Below are 22,901 nucleotides of genomic sequence, written 5' to 3' on the forward strand. Positions count from 1 at the left end.
ACTGGGTGTGTTATTGACCCGGCCAAAAGCAGGCCGCCCCCGAGCGGCACGCGATCGTGGCTCGAAACTCTTCGGCCGTGGCTGTGGCCGGGTCAATGACCAGCGGCGCAGTAAGGCCTGCTGAGTACCTCGAGATCGACACCGAGCGCCGCGAACGGCTTGACGGCACTCGGCTGCACCTTGACGGCGCGGTGGCCGTCGCGGCCGACCCAGCCCGCCTCGACCGCCCGGTCGAGCAGCGCCGCGGGCAGCGCGCCGGCCAGGTGGTCGCGGCGCTCCGTCCAATCCAGACAGTCGCGCAGCAGTGGCCGGCGCCCGGCGGCGAGCGGCACGCCGAGCCCGGCCAGGACCTCGCGCCCGCGGCCGGTCAGCGTCAGTCCGTCGGCGGTGTCGACCAGGCCGGTGGCGAGCATGCCGTCGCGGACGGCGACGCCGAGCACGCCGGCGAGGTGGTCGTAGCAGGTGCGCGCGAAGCCGAGCCGCTTTACCCGCAGCGACGACTTCAGGCCGGTCACGGGTCGGTGCTCGGCGTGCTGGGCCAGGTGCTCGATCAGCTCGGCGACGCGCGGGTCGGCGATCCGGACGTAGCTCGCGCGGCCCTGCTTGACCCGGACGACGAACCCGGCGTCGACCAGCCGGGTGACGTGCTCGCTGGCCGTGGAGAGCGCGATCCCGGCCGCTTTGCCCAGCTCGCCGACGGTCCAGGCCCGGCTGTCGAGCAGCGCGAGGCACATGGTGGCCCGGCTCGGGTCGGCGAGCACCGCGGCGACCTCGGCGAGGGCGATCGTCTCCATGCCCCCACGCTACGACGGCGGCACTTCGCCCGCGGCCGAACCGACGCGGAGCTTTCACGTGAAAGCTGCCACCAGGGGGCGGAGCTTTCACGTGAAAGCTCCGCCTTGGCCGAGGAGACGGGGGTCAGATCCCCTTCAGGAACTTCGCCGCGAGGGTGACCGCCGGGCCCGAGTCGTTCGAGTTCTCCAGGAGCACCGCGAACGCCACGTTCCCGCGGTACCCGACGAACCAGCCCGTGGCGTTCGAGCCGTCGCCGAACTGGGCGGTGCCCGTCTTGCCGTAGACCTCGCCCGCGCCCCCGGCGCCGCGGCCGGTCCCGCTGGTCACGACGGCCCGCATCATCTTCCGCACCTGCCCGAGCACCGCCGCGGGCGGCGGCGAGTAACCCTTGACGACCGTCGTGTCGAGGTCGTGCCACAGGCGCGGCGTGATGGCCTTGCCGGACGCGACCGTCGCCGCCATCACCGCTCCCCCGAGGCAGCTGGCCTGGATCCGGCCCTGGCCGAACCCGTCCTCGACCTGCTCGTCCTTGCTCTCCGCCGGCTCGACCTTGCCCAGTTCGGTGTCGATCCCCGGGATCTCGTAGTCGGCGTTGAGACCCAGCTCGTTCGCGGCCTTCACCAGCCCGTCGGCCGGGAGGTCGAGCGCCAGCTGCCCGAACGTCGTGTTGCAGGACCGCGCGAACGCCGTCTGCAGATTGGTCGCGCCCAGCTCGAAGCCCTCGTTCTTGACCGTCCGCGTCCCGACCGTCGCGACGCCGGGGCAGTCGACCGGCGACTGCGCGTTGAGCCCGCTCTGCTGGACCGCCGCGACCGAAGTCGCGATCTTGAACGACGAACCGGGCTCGTACAGGCCGTGCAGCGCCTTCGGGTCCTTCCCGGCGGCCGAGTTCTGCGCGACTGCCAGGATGTCGCCTGAGCCCGTGTCGAGCGCGACCATCATCGCCGAGCCCTTGAAGCTGTCGACCGCGGCCTGCGCGGAGTTCTGCGCGGTCAGGCTCAGGCTCGACGTCAGCGCCTTCGCCTCGCCTTCGGCCTTCCCGAACAGCGTCTCCACGCTCTTCCCGCTCGTGTCGACGCGCTGGACGGCGAAGCCGCTCCCGCTCGCCGCCGTGACCTGCCCGCCGAGCGCCGACCGCAGCAGCGGCGCCGGGTCGCCGTCGACCACGCGCAGGCCGCCGGCGCCGTTGATCAGCAGCGGCTTGCCGTCCCGGTCGGCGACCGCCGTCGTGTCCTGCACCGCCGTGCTGACCACCAGCCGCTGTCCCGCCTCCAGCTTCGGGTGCAGGAGAGTCGGCGCCCAGTGCACGAGCCACTTGCCGTCCGCCTGGGCCAGCTCGAACGGCACGTCGTAGGTCCAGTTCCCCGGCTTCAGCGCCCACGACATGCTGAACGTCCCGCCGGTCCGCTTGGCCCCGGCCGGGGTCGGCTGCAGGACGGTCAGCTTGGCGACGACCGACCTCGGGCTCAGCGTGTTCCGCGCGTCCCGCAGGGCCACCGCGGCCGCGGGTGCGGCGTCGGTCAGCTTGGCCGCCGCGTCCGGGTTGTTCTCGGCCACGTCCTGCAGGTACTCGGTGATCGCCGCGTGCGGGTCGATCGCCCCGGGGCTCTCGACGCTGGTGGCCCCGGCTTCCGCTTCGGGCGTCGAACCGCCGTTCAGCACGAAGAACGCCGCCACCACGACCACGACCACCAGCAGCGCGCCGCCGATCAGGACGCCACGTCTCGCAGCAGGACTCATTTCCGCGATCCTCTCCCCCAAGGAACGCCACCGCCGTGGGTGACCGGCCGATCTTACCGGTCACCCACGGCAGTCCGTCAGGCTTTCGCGACCGAAACCGTCACCTTCGTGCCATCGCCGACCGTGCCGGCGGAGCCGTCGGCGACCGCGTCGTACGTCACCGACGTCGCCAGGGTCTCCGACGCGAGGAACTTCTCGTGCGTCCGGGCCGCCTCGACGACGTCGGAAGGCGCGTCCACGGTCAGCGCGATCCGGTCGGCGACGTCGAGCCCGGCGTCGCGGCGGGCCTGTTGCACGACCCGGATCAGGTCGCGGACCAGGCCTTCGGCCGCCAGTTCCGGCGTCACCTCGGTGTCGATGAGGACCAGCCCGGAGCCGCCGGGCAGTTCGGCCGCCGCGCCGCCGCCCTTGGCGACCAGCCGGCGCTCGAACTCGCCTTCGCGCAGCGTGATGCCCGCCGCGACGACGGCGCCGCCCTGGAACGACCAGTCGCCCGCCTTGACGGCCTTGATCACGGTCTGGACGTCCTTGCCCAGGCGCGGGCCGGCCGCGCGGGCGTTGACCGCGACCTCGAACCCGCCGTGCGCGGCGACGTCGGTGGTCAGCTCGACCGCCTTGACGTTCACCTCGTCCCGCAGGATGTCGGCGAACGGCGTCAGCGAAGAAGCGTCCTCGGCCGCCACGACCAGCGACGACAGCGGCAGCCGCACGCGCAGCTTGTTCGCCTTGCGCAGCGACAGCGCCGAGGACGCCACCTGCCGCACCCGGTCCATCGCGGTGACGAGCGCCGCGTCCGCGGGCAGGTCGTTCGCGTTCGGCCAGTCGGCCAGGTGCACCGAGCGGCCGCCGGTGAGGCCGCGCCAGACGACCTCGGTGGTGAGCGGCAGCAGCGGCGCCGTCACCCGCGAAGTCACCTCCAGCACGGTGTGCAGCGTGTCGATGGCGTCCTGGTCGCCCGCCCAGAAGCGGTCGCGCGAGCGGCGGACGTACCAGTTCGTGAGGACCTCGAGGAAGTCCCGCACGGTCTGGCACGCGCCGGCGACGTCGTAGTGGTCCATCGCGTACTCGACGTCGGTGACGAGCTCGTGCGTCTTCGCCAGGACGTACCGGTCGAGCACGTTCGGCGAATCCGTGCGCCACTTGCCTTCCACGCCTTCGGCGTTGGCGTACAGCGCGAGGAAGTAGTACGAGTTCCACAGCGGCAGCACGGCCTGGCGGACGGCGTCGCGGATGCCCTTGTCGGTGACGACCAGGTTGCCGCCGCGCAGGATCGGGCTCGCCATCAGGTACCAGCGCATGGCGTCGGAGCCGTCGCGCTCGAAGACCTCGTTGACGTCCGGGTAGTTGCGCAGCGACTTGGACATCTTCGCGCCGTCCGAGCCGAGCACGATGCCGTGCGACACGCAGGTGCGGAACGCGGGCCGGTCGAACAGCGCCGTCGCGAGCACGTGCAGCAGGTAGAACCAGCCGCGCGTCTGCCCGATGTACTCGACGATGAAGTCGCTCGGGTAGTGGTGCTCGAACCACTCGGCGTTCTCGAACGGGTAGTGCACCTGGGCGTACGGCATCGAGCCGGAGTCGAACCAGACGTCGAGGACGTCCGGCACGCGGCGCATGGTGGACTTGCCGGTCGGGTCGTCCGGGTTCGGCCGGGTCAGCTCGTCGATGTAGGGCCGGTGCAGGTTGTCCAGCCGCACGCCGAAGTCCGCCTCCAGCTCGTCGAGCGAGCCGTAGACGTCGGTGCGCGGGTGCTCGGGGTCGTCGGACTGCCACACCGGGATCGGCGTGCCGAAGTAGCGGTTGCGGGAGATCGACCAGTCGATGGCGTTCTCCAGCCACTTCCCGAACTGGCCGTCCTTGACGTTCTCCGGGTACCAGGTGATCTGCTGGTTGAGCTCGACCATCCGGTCCTTGAACTGCGTCACCGCGACGAACCACGACGAGACCGCGCGGTAGATCAGCGGGTTGCGGCAGCGCCAGCAGTGCGGGTAGCTGTGGTCGTAGGTCTCGTGGCGCAGCAGCACGGCGCCCTGCTGCCCGGCCGATCCCGTGCCGTTCTTGAGGTCCCGCACGATGTTCGGGTTGGCGTCGAAGACCTGCTGGCCCTCGTAGTCCGGCACTGTCGCGTCGAACTTGCCGTGCGCGTCGACCGGCGTGACCGGCGGGATGCCGGCGGCGTCGGTGACGACCTTGTCGTCGGCACCGTAGGCCGGGGCGATGTGGACGATCCCGGTGCCGTCGTCGGTGGTGACGTAGTCGGCGGCCAGCACCTGGTGCGCGTTCTCGGTGCCGGTGAAGTACGGGAACGGCGGGGCGTAGCGGGTGCCGAGCAGCTGCGAACCGGTGTAGCGCGCGACGACCGTCGGCTCTTCGCCGAGTTCACGCGCGTACGCGGCGACGCGCGCTTCGGCGAGCAGGAACCGCTTGCCAGGCTGGCTTTCGCTCTCGACGACGACGTAGTCCACCTCGGGGTGCACCGCGGTCGCGAGGTTCGACGGCAGCGTCCACGGCGTCGTCGTCCAGATCAGCAGGTAGGTGCCGTCGAGATCGTTCTCGTTGCCCTGCAACCGGAAACCGACCGTGACGGCCGGGTCCTGCCGGTTGCGGTAGACGTCGGCGTCCATGCCCAGCTCGTGGTTGGACAGCGGCGTCGCGTCACGCCAGCAGTACGGCAGGACGCGGTAGCCCTCGTAGACGAGTCCCTTGTCCCACAGGCGTTTGAACGCCCACAGCACCGACTCCATGTACGTGACGTCGAGGGTCTTGTAGTCGTTGTCGAAGTCGACCCAGCGCGCCTGGCGGGTGACGTAGTCGCGCCACTCGTCGGTGTAGCGGAGGACGGACTCCTGCGAAGCCGCGTTGAACTTCGCGATGCCCATCTCTTCGATCTCGGACGTCTCGGTGATGCCGAGCTGGCGCATCGCCTCGAGCTCCGCGGGCAGGCCGTGGGTGTCCCAGCCGAAGCGGCGCTCGACCTTGCGGCCCTTCATGGTCTGGTAACGCGGCACCAGGTCCTTGACGTACCCGGTGAGCAGGTGGCCGTAGTGCGGGAGGCCGTTGGCGAAGGGCGGGCCGTCGTAGAAGACGTACTCGTTGTCGCCGTGCTCGCCGGCCGGGCGCGTGTCGATGGTCGCCTGGAACGTCCGGTCCGTCTCCCAGTAGGCGAGGACCTGCTTCTCCAGCGCGGGGAAGGACGGCTGCGACGGAACGCCCGCGCCGTCGTCCAGTTGGGCCTGGGGGTACATCCCGGTGCTCCTCGGTTCGTCGCTCTCGTACGGACGACCGGTTCCCGGTCACCCACACGGGGACGAAACGCCTGGCGGCGCACCGCGGTACCACCCCGCTTGCCTGCTCGCACAGGCCGCTTCGTTGACGGCTGTCACGGGCCGCACCCGTCCGGTTCTACTGAGAGCGGTGAAGCTCGGTTCTTCCGGAGGCTCCCCGGTGATGGCCGGATCGACGCCTTGCTGATACCAGGTTAACCGGCCCGCGCAACCGGGTTGTCACGAGGGGCACGTACGCCGGTCAGCGTCACGCCGATCGCGACGAGCCACAACACGGCGGCGATCAGGCCGGCCACGTGGAGGTCTTCGGCGCCGAGCACCGCCACGCCGAGCGCGCCGCCGGCCTGGCGGGCGGTGTTGTTGATGCCGCTCGCGACGCCGGCGCGTCCGGGCGGGATGCCGGCGACGGCGGCCGTCACGACCGCCGTCGTCAGCAGGCCCATCCCCACGCCGAGCCCGAGCAGCGTCGGCAGGAGGTCCGCGTAGCCGCTGCTTCCGTTGAGCCGCAGCAGGTTCAGCATGCCGAGCGCGCCGAGGGCCAGCCCGGCGACCATCGGCGGCCGCGGCCCGAAGCGGCCGGCCAGCCGGCCCGCGACCGGCGCCAGCACCGACAGCGGGAGGAACAGCGGCAGCACTTCGAGCCCGGCTTCGAGTGGCCCGGCGTGCCGGACGCCCTGCAGGTACAGCGTCAGCACGAGGATGGCGCCGATGCCGGCGAAGTTCATCGCCGCCGCGACGAAGTTCGCCGCCGCCGTCCGCCGGGCGACGTCCAGGGGCAGCATCGGGTGCGCCGAGCGGTGTTCGACGACCAGGAACGCGGCCAGCAGGACCACTGCCACCAGCCCGGCGACCAGGCTCCCGCCGATGACCGCGTAGACCCCGGCGCCGAGCGCGGGCGCGGCCGTCGCGATGCCGCCGACGTCGACCCGCCCGGGCCCGCGGTCGCCGCGCGGCACGAGCCGCCGGGTCGCGAGGGCGGCCACCAGCACGATGGGGACGTTGAGCCAGAACACCGGCCGCCAGCCGGCCGCGGCGACGACCGCGCCACCCAGCACCGGGCCCGCCGAGAGCGCCAGCGCCGACACCCCGGCCCAGATCCCGAGGGCCCGGGCGCGCTCGGCGCGTCCCGGGTAGGCGTTCGTGATCACCGCGAGGGTGCCGGGCAGCAGCAACGCGGCACCCAGGCCCTGCCCGGCGCGCGCGGCGACGAGCCACGGCGCGGTGCCGGCGACCCCGCACGCGGCCGACGCGGCGCCGAAGAGCGCGAAGCCCGCGAGGACGACCCGGCGGTGGCCGAAGACGTCACCGAGCGCGCCGCCGGTGAGCAGCAGCGCGGCCAGGACGACCGCGTAGCCGTCGACCACCCACTGCAGCGCGGCGAGGCCCGCGCCCAGGTCGGTGCCGATGCTGGGCAGGGCGACGTTGACGACCGTGACGTCGAGCTGCACCAGGAACATCCCGGCGCACATGGTGAACAGGAGCATGTCCCCAGTGGACCGCGCGGACGCTTCCGTCGCGGTGGAAGTGTGCCGGGGGCATCCTGGAGGCATGGAAGGCGACGCCGACATCGCCCGCACCGCGGCGCTGTTCGCGGACCCGGCGCGGGTCCGCGTGCTGCTGGCGCTGGCCGACGGCCGCGCGCTGGCCGCGTCCGTGCTGGCGGCCGAGGCCCGGCTGTCCGCGCCGGGCGTCAGCGCGCACCTGGCGAAGCTGCGGGACGCGGGGCTGGTCGTCGCGGAGAAGTCGGGCCGGCACCGGTTCTACCGGCTGGCCGGCCCGGACACCGCGGAGCTGATGGAGACGCTGGCGCGGTTCTCGCCGGCACAACCGGTGTCGTCGCTGCGCGAAGGAACGCGGGCGGAGGCGTTGCGGACGGCCCGGACGTGCTACGACCACCTGGCGGGCCGGCTCGGGGTGGCGGTGACGTCGGCGTTGCTCGATCGGGGCGCGCTGTCCGGCGCATCGGACACGCGACGGCGACCGGGCGACCGGATTTCGGCTCCGCTGCGCGAACACCCGTACACGCTGGGTCCGGCGGCGGGCGCGGTGTTCGGTGAGCTGGGCGTGGACCTGGACGCCGTGGCGGCGGGACGCCGGCCGCTGCTGAAGTTCTGCCTGGACTGGAGCGAGCAGCGTCACCACCTGGCGGGCGCGCTGGGCGCGGCGGTCGCGACGCGGTTCGTGGAGGCGGGCTGGGTGCGCCGGCGTGGGCAGGCGCACCGCGCGGTGCGGCTGACGCCGGAAGGAGCGCGGGCGCTGGCGACCACCTGGGCTTGGACGACCTCGCCGCTTAGCGGTGCGCGGCCACCAGGGTGGCGTCGGGGCTGCAGCGGTCGCACGGGGTGAAGCCGAGCTGGCGGGCTTCGCCGACGCCGATCGGGATCGTGTCGCGGCTGCCCAGCCAGATGCAGGTTCTCAGGTGGTAGCGCGGGTGTTCGTCGACCACGACGACCTCGTCCTCGAGGTCGGCCAGGACGGCGATGTCGGCCGCCGTCGTCTCTTCTTCGCCCGGCTCACCCTCGGTGCCGGACTCGGCTTCGGCTTCGGCTGGTTCTTCTTCGGCCGAAGCCGGCTCGGGCTCTGGCTCGGGTTCGGGCGTGTCGGCCGGGTCGCCGAGGTCGCCGGCCGCCGGGATGAGGACGGTCTGCTCTTCCTCGGCCGGTTTCTCCGCTGGTTCGGCCGCGGCCGGTTCAGGTTCATCGGCGGGAGCCGGCTCGGCCTCGGCTTCGGGTTCGGCCGAAGCCGGAGCGGGCGCGGTGGACCGGCGACGGCGGCGCAGCCAGTCGGCGACCAGGATCAGCCCCGCGAGCACCGAGAGGCCGATGGAAACCCAGGCCCACAGCGAGGACGCGGTGATGAGCGCGGTGACGAGCAACCCCAGAGCCGCCAGTACCAGGACCAGCACGATGTAAAGCACGCTGAATTACAGCACGAACGGGGCAAGATCGTCCGCCGACCCGCCCACGTGCGGTATGGGATCGACTCCGAACCGTGGCCTGCCCCGCCGACCGGGTCGGCGGGGCAGGCTCGGGATCGGAACTCAGCCGGCTTCGGCCCGCGGGCCGAACGAGTAGCCCTGGCCGCCGCTCGAGGAACCGGACGACTGCCCGGAGTTCGAGGACGCCGACGCGGGGGCCGCGGAACCGCGGTCGTCGAGCTCGCGCAGCTGGGACTCGAGGAACCCGCGCAGTCGCGTGCGGTACTCCCGCTCGATCGTGCGCAGCTCTTCGATCTTCTTGCCCAGCCCGCCCTTCTCGGCGTTGAGGCTGTTCATCGTCTCGGTGTACTTCCGCTGCGACTCGCGCTCGAGCGTCGTCGCCTTGTCGCGCGCCTGGCGCTCCAGCGTCTCGGCCCGGGTCCGCGCGTCGTTCAGCATCGTGTCGACGCGCGTGCGCGCCTCGTTGACCATCGAGTCGGACTTCGCCCGGGCGTCCGAGAGCAGCTGCTCGGACTTGGTGCGGGCCTCGGCCAGCATCCCGTCGGACTCGGTCTTCGCCTCGGCGGTCAGCCGGTCGGCCATCTCCTGGGCCAGGCCCAGGACCTTGGCGGCCTGCACGTTCGGCTCGGCGCTGTCGCCGACCATCGAGTGCGCCTGGGTCTGCTCCATGGCGGACTGCGGTGGCGGCACCGGCGCGAGGCGCCGGGACGGCTCTTCGCGCATCGGGGGCGCGCCGACGTTCGCCTTGGCGTTCTCGAGCTCGCCACGAGTCGACTCGAGCTCGGCGTCGAGCTGCTCCATCTGCTGGCGCAGCTCGTTGTTGTCCTCGATCAAGCGGGCCAGCTCGGTCTCCACCAGGTCGAGGAACGCGTCCACCTCGTCCTCGTTGTAGCCCCTCTTGCCGATGGGCGGCTTGCTGAACGCGACGTTGTGCACGTCAGCGGGGGTCAACGACATCAGATCACCTCACGCACTCCATGGCCTGCAGGTCCCTCCAAGTTCTTCCCCGATCAACTTGGAGTCGCCAGTTGCATCGCGAAGAACACAACCAGCAGCAGAACCATAATCGACAAGTCCAGTCCCACGCCGCCGATTCGAACCATCGGAATGATTCGTCTGAACAGGCGAACCGGCGGGTCCGTCACTGTGTAGATGGTCTCGAGCGTCACCGCAACCCCCCCGGCCGGATGCCACTCACGCGCGAAGGTCCGGACGAGTTCGATCACGATCCGCGCCGTCAGCAGCAGCCAGAAGGCGAACAGCACGTACCAGACGACCAGCCACACAGCTTCCACATACCTACTCTAACCATGCGCCTCCGCAGAAGACGCTGCCTGAGGGGGTCGACGCCGGATCGGGTCGACAAAATCACGTCTGCTTGCGCTCAGCGGTAACCGCGACTTCAGCCGCGCAGGAATAATCCGCCCTCGGCAATCCGCCGACGGTCTTCGGCGGTGACGTCCACATCGGGCGGTGAGAGAAGGAACACCTTGTTGGTGACCTTGTCCATCGACCCGCGGAGGGCGAACGCCAGCCCGGCGGCGAAGTCGACGAGCCGCTTGGCGTCCGCGTTCTCCATCTCGGTGAGGTTGATGATCACCGGGATGCCCTCGCGGTAGTGCTCGCCGATCGCCCGCGCCTCGACGTAGCTCGTCGGGTGCAGCGTCGTGATCCGGCTCAGCGGGTCACGCAGCGGCGGCCGGACAGGCTCGGTGACCGGGCGCAGGCGCGCCACGGGCTCCGGCTGCCGGTCGATCGCGAGGGCGCCGTGAACAGCAGGCTCGGCGGCGGCCACTGAGCGTGACCGGCTGCGGCTGACGGGCTCGTCGTACGTGTCGTCGACGTCGCGGTACCGTGAGCGGGACGACCGCGGCGCCGGCTCCTCGTAGGAGTCGTAGTCGTCGTCGTAACCGCGCCGGTAGTCGTCCCCGTCGTCGTAGCCGTCGTCGTCCGCGGGCACCATCCCGAAGTAGGCCTTCAGCTTCTGCAGCGCGCTCATGCCTCTCCCTAGCCCTAGCCGCTCCCGCACCGACTCATGTTCCACGCCGTCAGTGCCCCGTACGGCCGACCACTAAACGTGACCGCGTACAGGCTCCCTACGGCGAGGCTAAACCGCGTCCACCGAGCAACGCGGTTCCGACACGCACACAGGTCGAGCCGTGCGTGATCGCCTGCTCGAGATCATGGCTCATCCCGGCGGAGACTTCTGCGGCATTCGGGTGATCTTTACGGAGGCCCTCACCGGCGCGAGCGAGCCGTTCGAAGGCCGCCGCGGGGTCGGCGCCGAGCGGTGCGACGGCCATCAGGCCACGTAGCCGCAGTTCACCCGTGTGAGTGACAAGCTCGGCGAGCGCGCCCAGCTCGTCGAGCGGGCAGCCGCCGCGTTCCGGGTCGTCGTCGAGGCTGGCCTGGATCAGCACGTCGAGGGGTTCGTCACGTATCTGCGCGTCCCGAGCCGCACGCACCGCCTTCGCGAGCGCGTCGGCGAGCCGGGCCGAATCGAGGGACTGCACTTCGTGTGCCCACCCGACGACGGACCGTGCCTTGTTGCGCTGCAGCCGGCCGACCATGTGCCAGCGCAGCCCGGGGACCTCGGCGGCTTTCGGGGCGGCCTCCTGGTCGCGGTTCTCGCCGACGTCGGTGACGCCGAGTTCGGCGAGCAACGCGGCGTCGGACGCCGGGAAGGTCTTGGTGATCGCGATCAGCTTGACCTCGTCCCGGGCGCGCCCGGCGGCCCGGCAGGCGGCGGCGATCCGGGCTTCGACCTCGGCGAGGTTCGCGGCCAGCTCGGCCTTCCGGCCCGCGGTCATGCCTCGACCCAGGTGATCCCGGCGATCCGCCCGGTCGTGCCGTCGCGGCGGTAGCTGAAGAGCGTCTTGTCCTCGTTGGTGCACCGCGGGTCGACGCCGATCTTGCCGACGCCGAGGTCGGCGAGCTGCCGCCAGAGCCCGGCGCGCAGGTCGAGGCCGGGCGTGCCCTGGCGGGTCTTGCAGGCGCTGCCCGGGACGTGCTTCTCGACGTCGGCGGCCATGTCGGCGGGGACTTCGTAGCAGTCACCGCAGATGGCCGGGCCGAGCAGCGCTTCGATCCGGCCGGCCTCGGCACCCGCCTCTTCCATGGCCTTGACGGCGGCCGGGACGACGCCGACACGCGTGCCGACCCGCCCGGCGTGCACCGCCGAGACCACCCCGGCCTCGGCGTCGGCGAGCAGGATGGGGACGCAGTCGGCGACGAGCACCACGAGCGCCACGCCCGGGGTCGCGGTCACCAGGGCGTCGGTCGCCTCGGCGGCTTTCGTTTCCGAACCGTCCACTGTGGTCGCCGTGCGGCCGTGGACCTGTTCCATCCAGGCCAGCTTGTCCTCGGCCAGCCCCAGCTCGGCCGCGAGCCGCTTGCGGTTGGCGAAGACGTTCCCTTCGTCGTCACCGACGTGGTCACCCAGGTTGAAGGTGTCGTAGGGCGGCCGGGACGCGCCACCCGCTCTGGTCGTGACCACTCGCCGAACCCGCACGAATCCTCCTGAACGTCACTGAAGGCCACCGCCCACGACTCTAGTTCGCGGGCGGTGGCCTTCGGTGTGGTGGCTGCTAGCGCCGCATGAACGGCGGGACGTCGACCTCGTCGTCCGACGGGTCGTCGTGCACCGGCATCGCGCGGCCCGGCAGGCTGCCCTGGGTGGCGTTGGACCCCAGCGGCGAGTAGCCGCGCGAACCGCCGCCGGGCTGCGGGAGCCCGCCGGTGTTCTGGCCGGACGCCGACGGCAGCGGCGAGTGCGACCGCGGCGGCGCGACCGGGTAGCCGGAGCTGCCCGCCGGCGGTACCGGGGTCGCGCCCGACGGCGGGGTCGGCGGGTTCGAGACCTGGCCGGCCGAGGCCGACGCCGTCGTCCCCGACGTCCGGGAGCCGAACGCCGGCGGGTCGAGCTTCTTGTGGGTCGGCGCGCCCGCGTCGAAGCCGGCCGCGATCACCGTGACGCGGACCTCGTCGCCGAGGGAGTCGTCGATGATCGTGCCGAAGATGATGTTGGCGTCCGGGTGCGCGGACTCCTGCACCAGCGAGGCGGCCTCGTTGATCTCGAACAGGCCCAGGTCGGAGCCGCCCGCGATGGACAGCAGCGCGCCGTGCGCCCCGTCCATCGACGCCTCCAGCAGCGGCGAGTTGATCGCCTTCTCCGCCGCCTGGATGGCCCGGCCTTCTCCCCTGGCCGACCCGATGCCCATCAGCGCGGAGCCCGCGCCGGACATGACGCTCTTCACGTCGGCGAAGTCGAGGTTGATCAGGCCCGGGGTGGTGATCAGGTCGGTGATGCCCTGGACACCGGACAGCAGCACCTCGTCCGCGGAGCGGAACGCGTCCATCAGGGACACGCCGATGTCGCCGAGCTGCAGCAGCCGGTCGTTCGGGATCACGATCAGCGTGTCGCACTCGTTGCGCAGCTGCTGGATGCCGTCTTCGGCCTGCTTGCCGCGGCGCTTGCCCTCGAAGGTGAACGGGCGCGTCACGACGCCGATGGTCAGCGCGCCCAGCTTGCGGGCGATCTGCGCCACGACCGGGGCGCCACCGGTGCCGGTGCCGCCGCCTTCGCCGGCCGTCACGAACACCATGTCGGCGCCCTTGATGACCTCTTCGATCTCTTCGCGGTGGTCCTCGGCGGCCTTCTGGCCGACCTCGGGGGCGGCGCCCGCGCCGAGGCCCCGGGTGAGTTCGCGGCCGATGTCGAGCTTGACGTCGGCGTCGGACATGAGCAGTGCCTGGGCGTCGGTGTTCACCGCGATGAACTCGACACCCTTGAGGCCGACCTCGATCATGCGGTTCACGGCGTTCACGCCGCCACCGCCGATGCCGACCACCTTGATCACCGCAAGGTAGTTGTGCGGGGGCGTCATCGAAGTCCGCCTTCCTGATCGTTGTGCCCGTACAGCCCGCCGGCCGGGTGATCAACTCTCGACCTCAACCCCAGATCGAGAGTTATGTCAACTTGCCGACGTTAGGCAGGACGGTAGGCACCAGGCACGCTCTAATCCAGTAGGCACGCCGTGTGTCGCAAAGGTGTTTTGCCACAACACGTTCGAGCGCGCAAGAGCGAGGAGCCGCGAACACCGCCCCGGCCCGATCTGCTATAGCGGGTGAGTTCAGGCCGGTGCGGGCATGCTCATGAGCACGTCGGTGGGTGCCCCGCTGGGCGAACCGCCGGCCTGTTCGACGCTCACCGCGAGGTGGTCGGCGTTCCCGATCCCCTGGGCCACGACCAGGCCGCCGTCGTCGGACGCGGCGATCACCCCGGCCGACTTCGGCGGGGCGGTGCCGGTGATCAGCCAGGCCTCGTAGACCTTCCCGCCCGGCTGCGCCGGCAGCCCGGCGTCCATCACCATCACGCGGTCCAGGGACTTCGACAGGATGACCGTCACCCCGCCGCCGCCGGGGGCCTCGCCGTGCGCGGTCTTCGCGTCCGGCGCGGCGAGCAGCGCCGCCACCGGCTCGTAGCGGTCCCGTGCCTGGTCGAGCCGGCTTTGCGCGGACTGCAGCTCCTGCTGCTGCGTGAGCGCGATGCCGCCGAAGACGCCGCCGGCGGCGAGCCCGACGACGGCCGCCGCGGCCGCCACGACCACCGCCCAGCGCGGCGCCCGCGCCGAGCGGCGCGACCGCTCGTGCGCGCCGGGGCGCGTGCGCGGGGGCAGCTGGCGGGTGGCGTGCATGGCCGCCATGACGCGGTCCTTGAACTCCGGCGGCGGGTCCTCGGCCATCGCCGAGCCGAGCCGGGCCGCGGTCGCGCGCAGCTCGGCGACCTCCTGGGCGCAGGAGTCGCACTGCTCCAGGTGGCGAGCGAACTCCGCGCGCTCGACGTCGTTGACCGCGTCGAGGGCGAAGGCGCCGGCCAGGGTGTGCATTTCGGGCGTGCTCAAGCGGTCACCCCCAGGCAGTCCCGCAGGCGGATCAGCCCGTCCCGCAGCCGCGTCTTGATGGTTCCCTGCGGCGTCGACAGCACTTCGGCCACCTCGCGATACGTATAGCCCTGGTAGTAGGCGAGCAGCACGGACTCGCGCTGCAGATCGGTCAGGAAGGACAGGCACCGGCGCACCTGGGAGCGTTCGAGCCGGGCGGTGACGGACTCGGCGACCTCGTCGAACGGGCGGCCGCGGGCGGCTTCGAAAGTCGCCTTCTGCTCGCGCTCGGTGCTGGCGCGCGCCGAGCGGACGCGGTCGACCGCGCGGCGGTGCGCCAGGGTCATCGCCCAGTTCAGCGCCGAGCCCTTGTCGGGGGCGTACCGCGTCGCGGTGCGCCACAGCTCGACGAGCACCTCCTGGGCGACCTCTTCGGACTGCGCCGCATCGCGCACGATCCGCCGGACGAGCCCGAAGATCGGCCCGGCGAGCTGGTCGTAGAGCAGCTCGAAGGCCCGCTCGTCGCCCTTCGCGACGCGCACCATGAGCTCTTCGGCCGTCGGCCCCGCCGGCACTTCGGCGGGCACCGGCGCGACAGGGCGCGGGCGAGCCTGCTCATCCATGCAGCTGTCCTCCGGCGGTCTGCGGGGTGCGCGGCACGACCGCGGCCTTGCGCAGCCACAACGCGACGCCGTGGCGGCGGATCAGCGCGGACACCCGCTGCGGGAGCAGCGGCCGGGCCAGGACGAGCCGGGCCAGCCACCGCGGGTTCACCGGGCGGCGAACTCCCCGCAGCGTAGCGACCAACGGCGTCGAGTTCCCGCGGCGCAACGCCACCGTGAGGTCGAGCAACGCTTCCGGGTGGGGCAGGCGCATCCGGTACTCGCCGTCCAGCTCCTGGAACGGCGAGACGTAGAACTCCTTGGCCGCGCGGGCGAGGCCGGCTTCGTCGGGCCGCAGCAGGTAGGCGTGCCGGCCGCCGTAGGTGTTGTGCACCTCGGCGACGACGCACTCCAGGCGGCCGTCCGGGTCGTGGCACCAGTAGACGCTGATCGGGTTGAACACGTACCCGAGCACGCGCGCCGCGGCGAGCATGACGACCTTCCCGCCGCCCAGGTCGACACCGCGCTCGGCCAGCCATCCGTCCAGCTTCTCCCGGATCCCGCGCGGATCGCCCGCGACGAAGTGGTCGCGGGCGTCGAACCCGGCGAACGGCCGCAGCCACCACGGCAGCCGCGGCAGGTCGTCGAGATCGACGCGCCACAGGTACACGCGGTGCGCGAAGGCGTGCGGCGGGTCGATCCGCCGCACGTGCGCGACCGTGGCGTCGTAGAGCGCGTTCGTCACCAGGTGACTCCCAGGCTTTCGGCGGCGCGGGCCCCCGACGAGCAGCCGTCTTCGTGGAAGCCCCAGCCGTGGTAGGCACCGGCGTAGGCGAGCACGCCGTCGTTGAGCTCGGGCAGCCGTCGTTGCGCCGCAACGGATTCCGGCGTGTAGACGGGGTGTTCGTACTCCATCCGCGCGACGAGGTGCTCCTTTTCGGGGCCGTCGCCGGGGTTGAGCGTGACGACGTACCCGGTCGGCTCGTCGAGGCGCATCAGGCGGTTCATGTCGTAGCTGACCTGGACCGCCCCGGTCGGCGCGCCGCAGACGGGCGCGCGGTAGTTCCACCCGGCGCGCGCGTCGGCCAGCGAGGGCAGCACGCTCGTGTCGGTGTGCAGCCAGGCTTCGTTGGCCGAGTAGCGGAACGCGCCGAGCACCTCGCGCTCGGCTTCGGTCGGGTTGGCCAGCAGGGACAGGGCCTGGTCGGCGTGCGTGGCGACGACGACCCGGTCGACCCGGTGCGGCGTGTCGGCGTCGTCGCGGACCTCGACGCCGCCCGCGGTCCGCAGCACCGAGCGCACCGGCGTCGACAGGTGGACGGCGGTGAGCTGCTTGGCCGCGCGTTCGACGTATTCGCGGGACCCGCCGGTGACCGTCCGCCAGGCCGGCGAGTTCTTGACGCTGAGCATGCCGTGGTTGCGCAGGAACTCGAACAGGTACCGCGCCGGGTAGCGGAGGGTGTCGCTGCGGTCGGCCGACCAGACCGTCGAGACCAGCGGCAGCATGAAGTGGTCGACGAAGTAGCGCGTGTAGCCGCCGATGGCGAGGAACGCGCCGAGCGTGACGTCGCCGGCGTCGTTCGCCGCCAGCAGCCGTTTCGCGTGCCGGTGGAACCGCTTGACCTCGGCGAGCATCCGCAGGTAGCGGGGCCGCGCGAGGTTGCCGCGCTGGGCGAACAGCCCGGCCAGGCCCTTCGCGCCGGCGTACTGCAGGCCGCAGCCGTCGCACCGGATGCTCATCGACATCTCGGTGTCGCGCGTCCGCACGCCGAGCTCGGCGAACAGCCGCAGCAGCGTCGGGTAGGTGCGCTCGTTGTGGACGATGAAGCCGGAGTCCACGCCGATCGTGCCGCCGTGCGAACTCGGCACGTCGTGCGTGTGCGCGTGCCCGCCGAGGCGGTCGTCCGCCTCGAAGAGCAGCACCTCGTACTTGCGCTGCAGCAGGTATGCCGCCGTCAGCCCGGCCACCCCGCTGCCGATGACGGCGATGCGTTCTCCCGTGATCTCCACACCGGTCCTTCGCGGCCGCCCCGCGTTCGGATTGGATCGGGGTCGAACCAATCCACGCCGCCGCGGAGAGCGAATCCCGGACATGCCGAACAGCACCGCGCACCGCCTCGCCTCGTTCGCCGAAAAACTCCTCGGCGGGCAGCTCCCCGTCGGCCTGCGGACCTGGGACGGAACCCGCGTGGGCCCAGTGGACGCGCCCACCGTCGTCCTGCGCAACCGCCGTGCTCTGCGCCGCCTCCTCTACGCGCCGGGTGAGCTGGGTCTCGCCCGCGCCTACGTCACCGGTGACCTCGACGTCGAGGGAGATCTGGCGGACGGCTTCCGCCGGATCTGGGCCCTCACCCGCTCGGGGGAGCTGAAGCGGGCGAAATTCGGCCCGCGCGAATGGGCCGAAGCCGTCCGGCTCGCCGCCGCGCTGGGCGTGGTCGGGCCGCCGCCGAAGCCGCCCGCCGAGGAGGCCCGGCTGACCGGCAAGCTGCACAGCCTGCTGCGCGACAAGTCCGCCATCGCGCACCACTACGACCTGAGCAACGCCTTCTACCAGCTGCTCATGGACGAGTCGATGGCCTACTCGAGCGCGTACTTCACCTCCGAGTCGCAAAGCCTCGAGCAGGCGCAGCACGACAAGCTCGAGATGATCTGCCGCAAGCTGGGCCTGCGCCCGGGGATGCGGCTGCTGGACATCGGCTGCGGCTGGGGCTCGCTGCTGGTCCACGCGGCCAAGCACCACGGCGTGCACGCCGTCGGCATCACGCTCTCGGCCGAGCAGCTGCAGCACATCCGCGCCCGGCTGGCCCAGCACGACCTCGAAGACCGCGTCGAGGTGCGCCGCCAGGACTACCGCGAGCTGCCCGACGCGCCGTTCGACGCGGTCGCGTCCATCGAGATGGGCGAGCACGTCGGCGAGGTCAACTACCCGGCGTACGCGGCGACGCTGCACAAGATGGTGAAGCCCGGCGGCCGGGTTTTGATCCAACAGATGTCCCGCGGGAACGTCGCCCCCGGCGGCGGCGCGTTCATCGAGCGGTACATCGCCCCCGACATGACCATGCGGCCGGTGGGCCGGACCGTCGACCACCTGGAGACCGCCGGCCTGGAGGTCCGGGACGTGCACGCGATGCGCGAGCACTACGTCTGGACGGTCCGGGCCTGGGCCGACACCCTGGAGGAGAACTGGGCCGACGTCGTCGCGCTCATCGGCGAGACCGGCGCGCGGGTCTGGCGGCTCTACCTGGTCGGTGGGGCACTGGCGTTCGAGGAGAACCGGATGGGCGTGGACCAGATCCTTTCCGTACGCCCCGACGAGCACGGCCGGTCCGGCATGCCGGCGACGCGGGAGTGGTGCTGATGCCGCAGCTGCTCGTCACGGCCGCCGTCACGCTCGTGGCGGTGGTCGTGACCTTCGGGATCGCGCGGGCGCGCAAGCGCTACGACACGATCGACACGTTCTGGGGGCTCGGGTTCGCGATCGTCGCGGTCACCGCGTTCCCCTTCGGCGACGGCCCGCTTTCGCTGCGGCTCGTGGTGGTGCTCCTGACGGTCGTCTGGGGTGTCCGGCTCTCGGCGCACCTGCACCTGCGCAACCACAAGCTGCCCGAGGACCCGCGGTACGCGCGGATGGGTTACGGGCCGCTCAAGATGTTCGTGCGCATCTACCTGTTCCAGGCCGTGGTGCTGTACTTCGTCTCCCTCCCGGTGCAGTTCGCGGTGGACGGCACGGGCATCGGCGTCCTGGGCTGGCTGGGCGTGGTCGTGTGGGCGGTCGGCTTCGCCTTCGAAACGGTCGGCGACGAGCAGTTGCGCCGGTTCAAGGCCGACCCGGCGTCGAAGGGGAAGGTGCTCGACACGGGCTTGTGGCGCTACACGCGGCACCCGAACTACTTCGGCGACGCGTGCGTGTGGTGGGGCCTCTACCTGCTGGCGTGCTCGACGTGGCCGGGCGCGGCGACGATCCTCTCCCCCGTGGCGATGACGTTCACCCTGGCCCGCGGGACGGGAAAACCCATGCTGGAGAAGGGAATGGCGCGCACGCGCCCGGCGTACGCGCACTACGTCGAGCGCACCAGCGGGTTCTTCCCGTTACCGCCGAAGAAGGTCACTCCCCGGTGAGCCCGTCGGTGAGCTCGCGCAGCACGTCGAGGTGGCCGACGTGCCGCGCGGTCTCCTCGATCATGTGCGTGAGGACCCAGCGGACGTTGAAGGTCTCGTCCTTGTGCGTGACCTCGTCGTCGAAGCCGTGGGCGGCGATGATTTCGCGGCTGCGGGCGCACTGCTTCTCGTAGTCGGCGAGCAGCTGGTCGACCGTGGTCCCGGGCGGGACCCGGAACTCGGCGTCCGGGTCCTGCTCGAGCTTCTCCTCCCAGGTGTCTTCTTCGCCGTCGATGACCACGGCGAACCAGAACCCCTCGTTGAGCGTCAGGTGCGCGACCAGGCCGGCGACGGTCGTGAGTTCGCTGGGCAGGTGCGCCCGGCGGGCTTGCTCTTCGGTGAGCCCGCCGGCCTTCCACGCGACGGTGGCGCGGTGGTGGTCCAGCAGGCCGGTCAGGATTTCACGCTCGCTGCCGGTGAGCGGAGCCTGCGGGCGGTCGGGTCTGGTCATGCCCGGGACTCTGCCAGAGGGGTCCGACAGTTCCGGATACCTTGCGCACGATGTAATCGTGGGCTAGGTTAGTCGTCGTGCCGGATGAGTTCCTGTTGGACGAGCAAGCCTGCTTCGCGCTGTACGCGGCGTCGCGCGCGGTGACGGACACGTACCGTCCCCTGCTCGGCGAGCTGGGGCTCACCTACCCGCAGTACCTCGTGCTGCTGGTGCTGTGGGAGTCCGACGCCCGGCCGGTCAAGGAGATCGGCGAGGCGCTGCACCTGGACTACGGCACGCTTTCCCCGCTGCTCAAGCGGCTCGAGGCCAACGGGCTGGTCACCCGGGCGCGCCTGCCCGAGGACGAACGCACGGTGGTGGTCAGCTTGACCGAGGAGGGCCGTTCGACGCGCACCCGCGCGGCGGGCGTCCCGTCGGCGATCGGCTGCGCACTGGGCCTCGACGACGCTGCCCGGCGAGAACTGATAGCGACCCTGAGGCGGCTGACGGCGTCGGCCGCCGCCTACACACCTGGAGGCTCTGATGCCCAGCCGTGACGCGACCACCCACTGGGTCGGCGGACTGCAGAAGGGGAAGGGCGAGGTCACGCTGGACTCGTCCAACGCCGGCACGTTCAGCGTGTCGTTCCCGACCCGAGCGGGCAACCCGGACGGCCAGACGAGCCCCGAGGAGCTCATCGCGGCGGCGCACTCGTCGTGCCTGGCGATGAACCTGTCGGGCGTACTGGAGGGCGCTTCGCTGACCGCGGACTCGATCGACGTGAGCGCGGAGGTGACCCTGGGCCCGGCATCCGGCGGCGGCTTCGAGATCAGCGGCATCGCGATCACGCTGCGGGCGTCGATCGAGGGCGTGACGGCGGAGCAGTTCGCGGAGTACGCGGAGACGGCGGAAAAGACGTGCCCGGTGTCGAAGGCCCTGGCGGGCACGACGATCACCATGGACGCTGCTCTCAACTGAGGTTCTTTTTAGCGGCCCCCTCGGGTTTCCCGAGGGGGCCGTTTCACTTGACGAATTTCGCCAAGTGCTTCGCCACCCAGGAACGCCCGAATTCCGCGAGCACGGTGCCGGACCAGCGTCCGACGATCCGGATGTCGGTCCACAGGGTCATCTTCGAACCGGCGAGAGTGCCGTGGCTGACGTGAACGGTGGACGCGCCTTCGGTCCAGCAGAAGACAAAGTGGGCGTACATGTACTCCCAGGTTCTGCGGCCTGAGCGGTCGATTGCTTCCACCGGACCCTCGGAGGGATACGGTGCGCGGTAGAAGGTCTGCGTCCGGTTGCCGAAGGCGACATCTTCGGGCACGAATCCGGGGCGCAGGAGTGGGTCAGTCTTCGACAATGGTGATCGTGCCGGTGCCATCGCAGCTTCCGCAGCCCTTTCCCTTGCAGTCGCCGCAAGTGCGAGTGATGTTTTCCACTGATCGAAAATAAAACCAGCGAATGTCGGACGCCAGAGCTACTCGCGATTGCGCATCAATTCGCTACTGGCCGCCGGACTGCTGCTCTCCGAGGAAGCCGTCCGCGATCAACCGAAGGAAGTCGACCGCCTCGTCACCCCGGTAAGCCTGAGCACGAAAGGCTTCGAACAGCTCGATGTGGTAGGCGACGTCCTGCGGATCGCGCAACGCCACGGTGCCGGAGAACAATTCGATCGTCACCAATCGCTCGTCGTGGACGACGAAGATGTTCAGCGGAGACGCCAAGACTTCGGCAGCCTGGGGAACGACGGAGATGTTGACGTTCTCCCGTTCGGCCATCGCGAGGAGGTTGGCCGCCTGGCCGACCATCACCGGAAGCGGCGCCCGCCGCCAGCGGACCGCCTGCTCGGTCAAGACGAACTCGAACCGCCGGTCGACGTCGTCGAGCACCCGTTGCGAGGCCAACCGGGCTTCGACCATCTTGCCGACATCACGACCTGGCCGCCCCTTTGTCGTGGAGGTCAATACGTGGCGTGCGTAGTCCGGCGTCTGGAGCAGACCGCTCGGAATGGCGGGCAGGAACTGCCGCACCCATCGCGACGACTCGTGCAGCGCCTTGATCTCGAGCTGGCCACGCCAAAGTCCGGTGCGCGCCATGGACCGCCACGACGTGTAGCCGACGTTCGCGACACGAGCGAGGGCCACGAGCTTTTCGGCGGCATCACGAGGAACGGACAGAGCCGCGACGATCTGCTCGACATCGATCACCGAGGCGAGCACCTTGCCTGTCTCGATGCGGCTGATCTTCGCTTGGCTCATCGCGCACCGGGCGGCCAGCCTTTCGCCCGAAAGACCAGCGGCCCGACGCAACTCCCGAAGCGTCTCCGCCAGCGTCGCGCGCTGCTCATCCTGCCGACCCGGCTCCAGCATCCCACTCGCCAAACGGCACCCCATGGCTGATGGCCAAGTCTCGCCAGCCGCGGTACTTCCGCAGATCGGGATCCTCCACCAGCTCGGCGCCGGCAAAAGTTCCATCGGATTGATAATCGAGGTGCACGACCGTCGTGTCGTCGAAGAGCCAGAAATCCTGAGCCGGCAATCCCCAGTCCTGCTCCGTGACATCGACCATCCGGTAGTCCTCACCGGCGGCCACGTTTCCCGGGATGCTCCAGGCACGTTGATACCGCAGGTAGTCCGTCAACGGATGACGGATCAGTTTGGCGCGCTGGACGCACCGCCCGGATGCGACGATCGCCGCTATCCGCCCACGCCATGCGGCGTTGTGCTCAGCGGGTTTTCTTCCGCCGGCCAGGAACAGCTCGATGTTCGCCTGCTCGGACGGCATCGAGTAGCTCTGTCGCACCTCCAAGCGGAACGCCGACGCGGTGAACTCGTCGAAGTACTTCTGCCCCCACTCAGCGCCCAAGCGCACGCAATGCCTCCTCGACCAGGTCGACCGACAACTCGACAGCCTGTTCACCCGGCCCGAAGGCCAGCCCGTCGGCGGTCAGCACCGCATCGCCTTGCAGTACGAGCGTATCGCGGTCCGACAGGTAGACGTTCGGACACGTCCCGTCGTCGCACGTCCCGGCGAGCTTCCTGAGCTTCATGCGATCACGGTAGCCAGCACGCT

The 22,901-nt window shown here is 70.9% G+C and carries 25 protein-coding genes; 5 read left to right on the top strand and 20 right to left on the bottom strand.

Annotation, left to right across the window (positions count from 1 at the left end):
* Nucleotides 1–92: 92 nt before the first annotated feature.
* The 4 genes from BLV96_RS26940 to BLV96_RS26955 form a co-directional block, all read right to left on the bottom strand.
* Complete coding sequence (locus BLV96_RS26940) at nucleotides 93–794, bottom strand: ArsR/SmtB family transcription factor (protein WP_086670189.1); 702 nt, start codon at nucleotides 792–794, stop codon at nucleotides 93–95.
* Nucleotides 795–918: 124 nt separating this feature from the next.
* Nucleotides 919–2,535 (bottom strand): penicillin-binding transpeptidase domain-containing protein, encoded by a 1,617-nt coding sequence (locus BLV96_RS26945; RefSeq protein ID WP_086670191.1) that lies wholly within the window; start codon nucleotides 2,533–2,535, stop codon nucleotides 919–921.
* A gap of 77 nt (nucleotides 2,536–2,612) precedes the next feature.
* Complete coding sequence (gene ileS, locus BLV96_RS26950; protein ID WP_086670193.1) at nucleotides 2,613–5,780, bottom strand: isoleucine--tRNA ligase; 3,168 nt, start codon at nucleotides 5,778–5,780, stop codon at nucleotides 2,613–2,615.
* Between the two features lie 233 nt (nucleotides 5,781–6,013).
* Nucleotides 6,014–7,303, bottom strand: a complete 1,290-nt coding sequence (locus tag BLV96_RS26955) for an MFS transporter (RefSeq protein ID WP_086670195.1) — start codon at nucleotides 7,301–7,303, stop codon at nucleotides 6,014–6,016.
* A 64-nt stretch (nucleotides 7,304–7,367) separates the two neighbouring features.
* Here BLV96_RS26955 and BLV96_RS26960 point away from each other — a divergent pair, with 64 nt between their 5' ends.
* Complete coding sequence (locus tag BLV96_RS26960) at nucleotides 7,368–8,165, top strand: ArsR/SmtB family transcription factor (RefSeq protein ID WP_167379745.1); 798 nt, start codon at nucleotides 7,368–7,370, stop codon at nucleotides 8,163–8,165.
* Here BLV96_RS26960 and BLV96_RS26965 read toward each other — a convergent pair.
* The 11 genes from BLV96_RS26965 to BLV96_RS27015 form a co-directional block, all read right to left on the bottom strand.
* Nucleotides 8,110–8,736: a hypothetical protein gene (locus tag BLV96_RS26965; protein ID WP_086670197.1), complete on the bottom strand. Its 627-nt coding sequence runs from the start codon at nucleotides 8,734–8,736 to the stop codon at nucleotides 8,110–8,112. The genes BLV96_RS26960 and BLV96_RS26965 overlap by 56 nt on opposite strands.
* A gap of 123 nt (nucleotides 8,737–8,859) precedes the next feature.
* Nucleotides 8,860–9,714 carry a DivIVA-like cell division protein Wag31 gene (gene wag31 / locus BLV96_RS26970; RefSeq protein ID WP_086670198.1) on the bottom strand — a complete coding sequence of 285 codons (855 nt, stop codon included), beginning with the start codon at nucleotides 9,712–9,714 and terminating at the stop codon, nucleotides 8,860–8,862.
* A gap of 53 nt (nucleotides 9,715–9,767) precedes the next feature.
* Nucleotides 9,768–10,043, bottom strand: coding sequence for a YggT family protein (locus BLV96_RS26975; RefSeq protein WP_072477845.1), 276 nt, complete (start codon nucleotides 10,041–10,043; stop codon nucleotides 9,768–9,770).
* A 116-nt stretch (nucleotides 10,044–10,159) separates the two neighbouring features.
* Entirely contained in the window at nucleotides 10,160–10,756 is a 597-nt protein-coding gene (locus BLV96_RS26980; protein WP_086670200.1) for a cell division protein SepF, read from the bottom strand.
* Between the two features lie 97 nt (nucleotides 10,757–10,853).
* Entirely contained in the window at nucleotides 10,854–11,567 is a 714-nt protein-coding gene (locus BLV96_RS26985) for a YggS family pyridoxal phosphate-dependent enzyme (protein ID WP_086670202.1), read from the bottom strand.
* Nucleotides 11,564–12,268: a peptidoglycan editing factor PgeF gene (gene pgeF, locus BLV96_RS26990; protein ID WP_086670204.1), complete on the bottom strand. Its 705-nt coding sequence runs from the start codon at nucleotides 12,266–12,268 to the stop codon at nucleotides 11,564–11,566. The genes BLV96_RS26985 and pgeF overlap by 4 nt, the downstream gene beginning before the upstream one ends.
* A 76-nt stretch (nucleotides 12,269–12,344) precedes the next feature.
* Nucleotides 12,345–13,643 carry a cell division protein FtsZ gene (ftsZ, locus tag BLV96_RS26995; RefSeq protein WP_086670206.1) on the bottom strand — a complete coding sequence of 433 codons (1,299 nt, stop codon included), beginning with the start codon at nucleotides 13,641–13,643 and terminating at the stop codon, nucleotides 12,345–12,347.
* 246 nt (nucleotides 13,644–13,889) lie between these two features.
* Nucleotides 13,890–14,660: an anti-sigma factor gene (locus BLV96_RS27000; protein WP_244180500.1), complete on the bottom strand. Its 771-nt coding sequence runs from the start codon at nucleotides 14,658–14,660 to the stop codon at nucleotides 13,890–13,892.
* Nucleotides 14,657–15,262 carry an ECF RNA polymerase sigma factor SigK gene (sigK, locus tag BLV96_RS27005; protein WP_086670210.1) on the bottom strand — a complete coding sequence of 202 codons (606 nt, stop codon included), beginning with the start codon at nucleotides 15,260–15,262 and terminating at the stop codon, nucleotides 14,657–14,659. Before sigK ends, BLV96_RS27000 begins: the two co-directional genes overlap by 4 nt.
* Nucleotides 15,255–15,989 (bottom strand): DUF1365 domain-containing protein, encoded by a 735-nt coding sequence (locus BLV96_RS27010; protein WP_086670261.1) that lies wholly within the window; start codon nucleotides 15,987–15,989, stop codon nucleotides 15,255–15,257. The genes sigK and BLV96_RS27010 overlap by 8 nt, the downstream gene beginning before the upstream one ends.
* Nucleotides 15,983–17,251, bottom strand: coding sequence for an NAD(P)/FAD-dependent oxidoreductase (locus BLV96_RS27015; protein WP_086670212.1), 1,269 nt, complete (start codon nucleotides 17,249–17,251; stop codon nucleotides 15,983–15,985). Before BLV96_RS27015 ends, BLV96_RS27010 begins: the two co-directional genes overlap by 7 nt.
* A gap of 82 nt (nucleotides 17,252–17,333) precedes the next feature.
* Here BLV96_RS27015 and BLV96_RS27020 point away from each other — a divergent pair, with 82 nt between their 5' ends.
* Both BLV96_RS27020 and BLV96_RS27025 read left to right on the top strand, forming a co-directional pair.
* Nucleotides 17,334–18,599, top strand: coding sequence for an SAM-dependent methyltransferase (locus BLV96_RS27020; protein WP_086670214.1), 1,266 nt, complete (start codon nucleotides 17,334–17,336; stop codon nucleotides 18,597–18,599).
* Complete coding sequence (locus tag BLV96_RS27025) at nucleotides 18,599–19,360, top strand: DUF1295 domain-containing protein (RefSeq protein ID WP_208608330.1); 762 nt, start codon at nucleotides 18,599–18,601, stop codon at nucleotides 19,358–19,360. The genes BLV96_RS27020 and BLV96_RS27025 overlap by 1 nt, the downstream gene beginning before the upstream one ends.
* Here the strand turns inward: BLV96_RS27025 and BLV96_RS27030 are convergent.
* Nucleotides 19,347–19,850 carry a DinB family protein gene (locus tag BLV96_RS27030; RefSeq protein ID WP_086670216.1) on the bottom strand — a complete coding sequence of 168 codons (504 nt, stop codon included), beginning with the start codon at nucleotides 19,848–19,850 and terminating at the stop codon, nucleotides 19,347–19,349. The two genes, BLV96_RS27025 and BLV96_RS27030, sit on opposite strands and share 14 nt — an antisense overlap.
* A 77-nt stretch (nucleotides 19,851–19,927) precedes the next feature.
* On the opposite strand from BLV96_RS27030, the gene BLV96_RS27035 reads away from it, so the two are divergent.
* Together BLV96_RS27035 and BLV96_RS27040 are read left to right on the top strand one after the other, a co-directional pair.
* Nucleotides 19,928–20,386 (top strand): MarR family winged helix-turn-helix transcriptional regulator, encoded by a 459-nt coding sequence (locus tag BLV96_RS27035; RefSeq protein ID WP_086670218.1) that lies wholly within the window; start codon nucleotides 19,928–19,930, stop codon nucleotides 20,384–20,386.
* Nucleotides 20,373–20,807, top strand: coding sequence for an OsmC family peroxiredoxin (locus BLV96_RS27040; protein WP_086670220.1), 435 nt, complete (start codon nucleotides 20,373–20,375; stop codon nucleotides 20,805–20,807). The genes BLV96_RS27035 and BLV96_RS27040 overlap by 14 nt, the downstream gene beginning before the upstream one ends.
* Before the next feature lie 43 nt (nucleotides 20,808–20,850).
* On the opposite strand, the gene BLV96_RS50810 is transcribed toward BLV96_RS27040, so the two are convergent.
* The 4 genes from BLV96_RS50810 to BLV96_RS27060 all read right to left on the bottom strand — a co-directional run bounded on the left by BLV96_RS50810 (nucleotide 20,851) and on the right by BLV96_RS27060 (nucleotide 22,878).
* A complete protein-coding gene (locus BLV96_RS50810; RefSeq protein WP_244180503.1) occupies nucleotides 20,851–21,153 on the bottom strand; it encodes a hypothetical protein in 303 nt (100 codons plus the stop codon).
* A gap of 178 nt (nucleotides 21,154–21,331) precedes the next feature.
* Complete coding sequence (locus BLV96_RS27050) at nucleotides 21,332–22,198, bottom strand: helix-turn-helix domain-containing protein (RefSeq protein WP_086670222.1); 867 nt, start codon at nucleotides 22,196–22,198, stop codon at nucleotides 21,332–21,334.
* Nucleotides 22,173–22,700 (bottom strand): DUF6879 family protein, encoded by a 528-nt coding sequence (locus tag BLV96_RS27055; protein ID WP_086670224.1) that lies wholly within the window; start codon nucleotides 22,698–22,700, stop codon nucleotides 22,173–22,175. The genes BLV96_RS27050 and BLV96_RS27055 overlap by 26 nt, the downstream gene beginning before the upstream one ends.
* Nucleotides 22,684–22,878 (bottom strand): hypothetical protein, encoded by a 195-nt coding sequence (locus BLV96_RS27060; protein WP_086670226.1) that lies wholly within the window; start codon nucleotides 22,876–22,878, stop codon nucleotides 22,684–22,686. Before BLV96_RS27060 ends, BLV96_RS27055 begins: the two co-directional genes overlap by 17 nt.
* Nucleotides 22,879–22,901 lie beyond the last annotated feature (23 nt).

It is taken from the genome of Amycolatopsis pretoriensis (assembly GCF_900107925.1).
GTDB lineage: Bacteria > Actinomycetota > Actinomycetes > Mycobacteriales > Pseudonocardiaceae > Amycolatopsis > Amycolatopsis pretoriensis.

Bases quoted from the DNA above. Each gene is read 5' to 3' on its own strand.
- sigK (WP_086670210.1), bottom strand. From the start codon at position 15,262: ATGGATGAGCAGGCTCGCCCGCGCCCTGTCGCGCCGGTGCCCGCCGAA.
- BLV96_RS26945 (WP_086670191.1), bottom strand. From the start codon at position 2,535: ATGAGTCCTGCTGCGAGACGTGGCGTCCTGATCGGCGGCGCGCTGCTG.
- BLV96_RS27020 (WP_086670214.1), top strand. From the start codon at position 17,334: ATGCCGAACAGCACCGCGCACCGCCTCGCCTCGTTCGCCGAAAAACTC.
- BLV96_RS26955 (WP_086670195.1), bottom strand. From the start codon at position 7,303: ATGCTCCTGTTCACCATGTGCGCCGGGATGTTCCTGGTGCAGCTCGAC.
- BLV96_RS26980 (WP_086670200.1), bottom strand. From the start codon at position 10,756: ATGAGCGCGCTGCAGAAGCTGAAGGCCTACTTCGGGATGGTGCCCGCG.
- BLV96_RS26940 (WP_086670189.1), bottom strand. From the start codon at position 794: ATGGAGACGATCGCCCTCGCCGAGGTCGCCGCGGTGCTCGCCGACCCG.
- BLV96_RS27040 (WP_086670220.1), top strand. From the start codon at position 20,373: ATGCCCAGCCGTGACGCGACCACCCACTGGGTCGGCGGACTGCAGAAG.
- BLV96_RS26985 (WP_086670202.1), bottom strand. From the start codon at position 11,567: ATGACCGCGGGCCGGAAGGCCGAGCTGGCCGCGAACCTCGCCGAGGTC.
- BLV96_RS27060 (WP_086670226.1), bottom strand. From the start codon at position 22,878: ATGAAGCTCAGGAAGCTCGCCGGGACGTGCGACGACGGGACGTGTCCG.
- BLV96_RS27025 (WP_208608330.1), top strand. From the start codon at position 18,599: ATGCCGCAGCTGCTCGTCACGGCCGCCGTCACGCTCGTGGCGGTGGTC.
- BLV96_RS26960 (WP_167379745.1), top strand. From the start codon at position 7,368: ATGGAAGGCGACGCCGACATCGCCCGCACCGCGGCGCTGTTCGCGGAC.
- wag31 (WP_086670198.1), bottom strand. From the start codon at position 9,714: ATGTCGTTGACCCCCGCTGACGTGCACAACGTCGCGTTCAGCAAGCCG.
- BLV96_RS27050 (WP_086670222.1), bottom strand. From the start codon at position 22,198: ATGCTGGAGCCGGGTCGGCAGGATGAGCAGCGCGCGACGCTGGCGGAG.
- BLV96_RS27030 (WP_086670216.1), bottom strand. From the start codon at position 19,850: ATGACCAGACCCGACCGCCCGCAGGCTCCGCTCACCGGCAGCGAGCGT.
- ileS (WP_086670193.1), bottom strand. From the start codon at position 5,780: ATGTACCCCCAGGCCCAACTGGACGACGGCGCGGGCGTTCCGTCGCAG.
- ftsZ (WP_086670206.1), bottom strand. From the start codon at position 13,643: ATGACGCCCCCGCACAACTACCTTGCGGTGATCAAGGTGGTCGGCATC.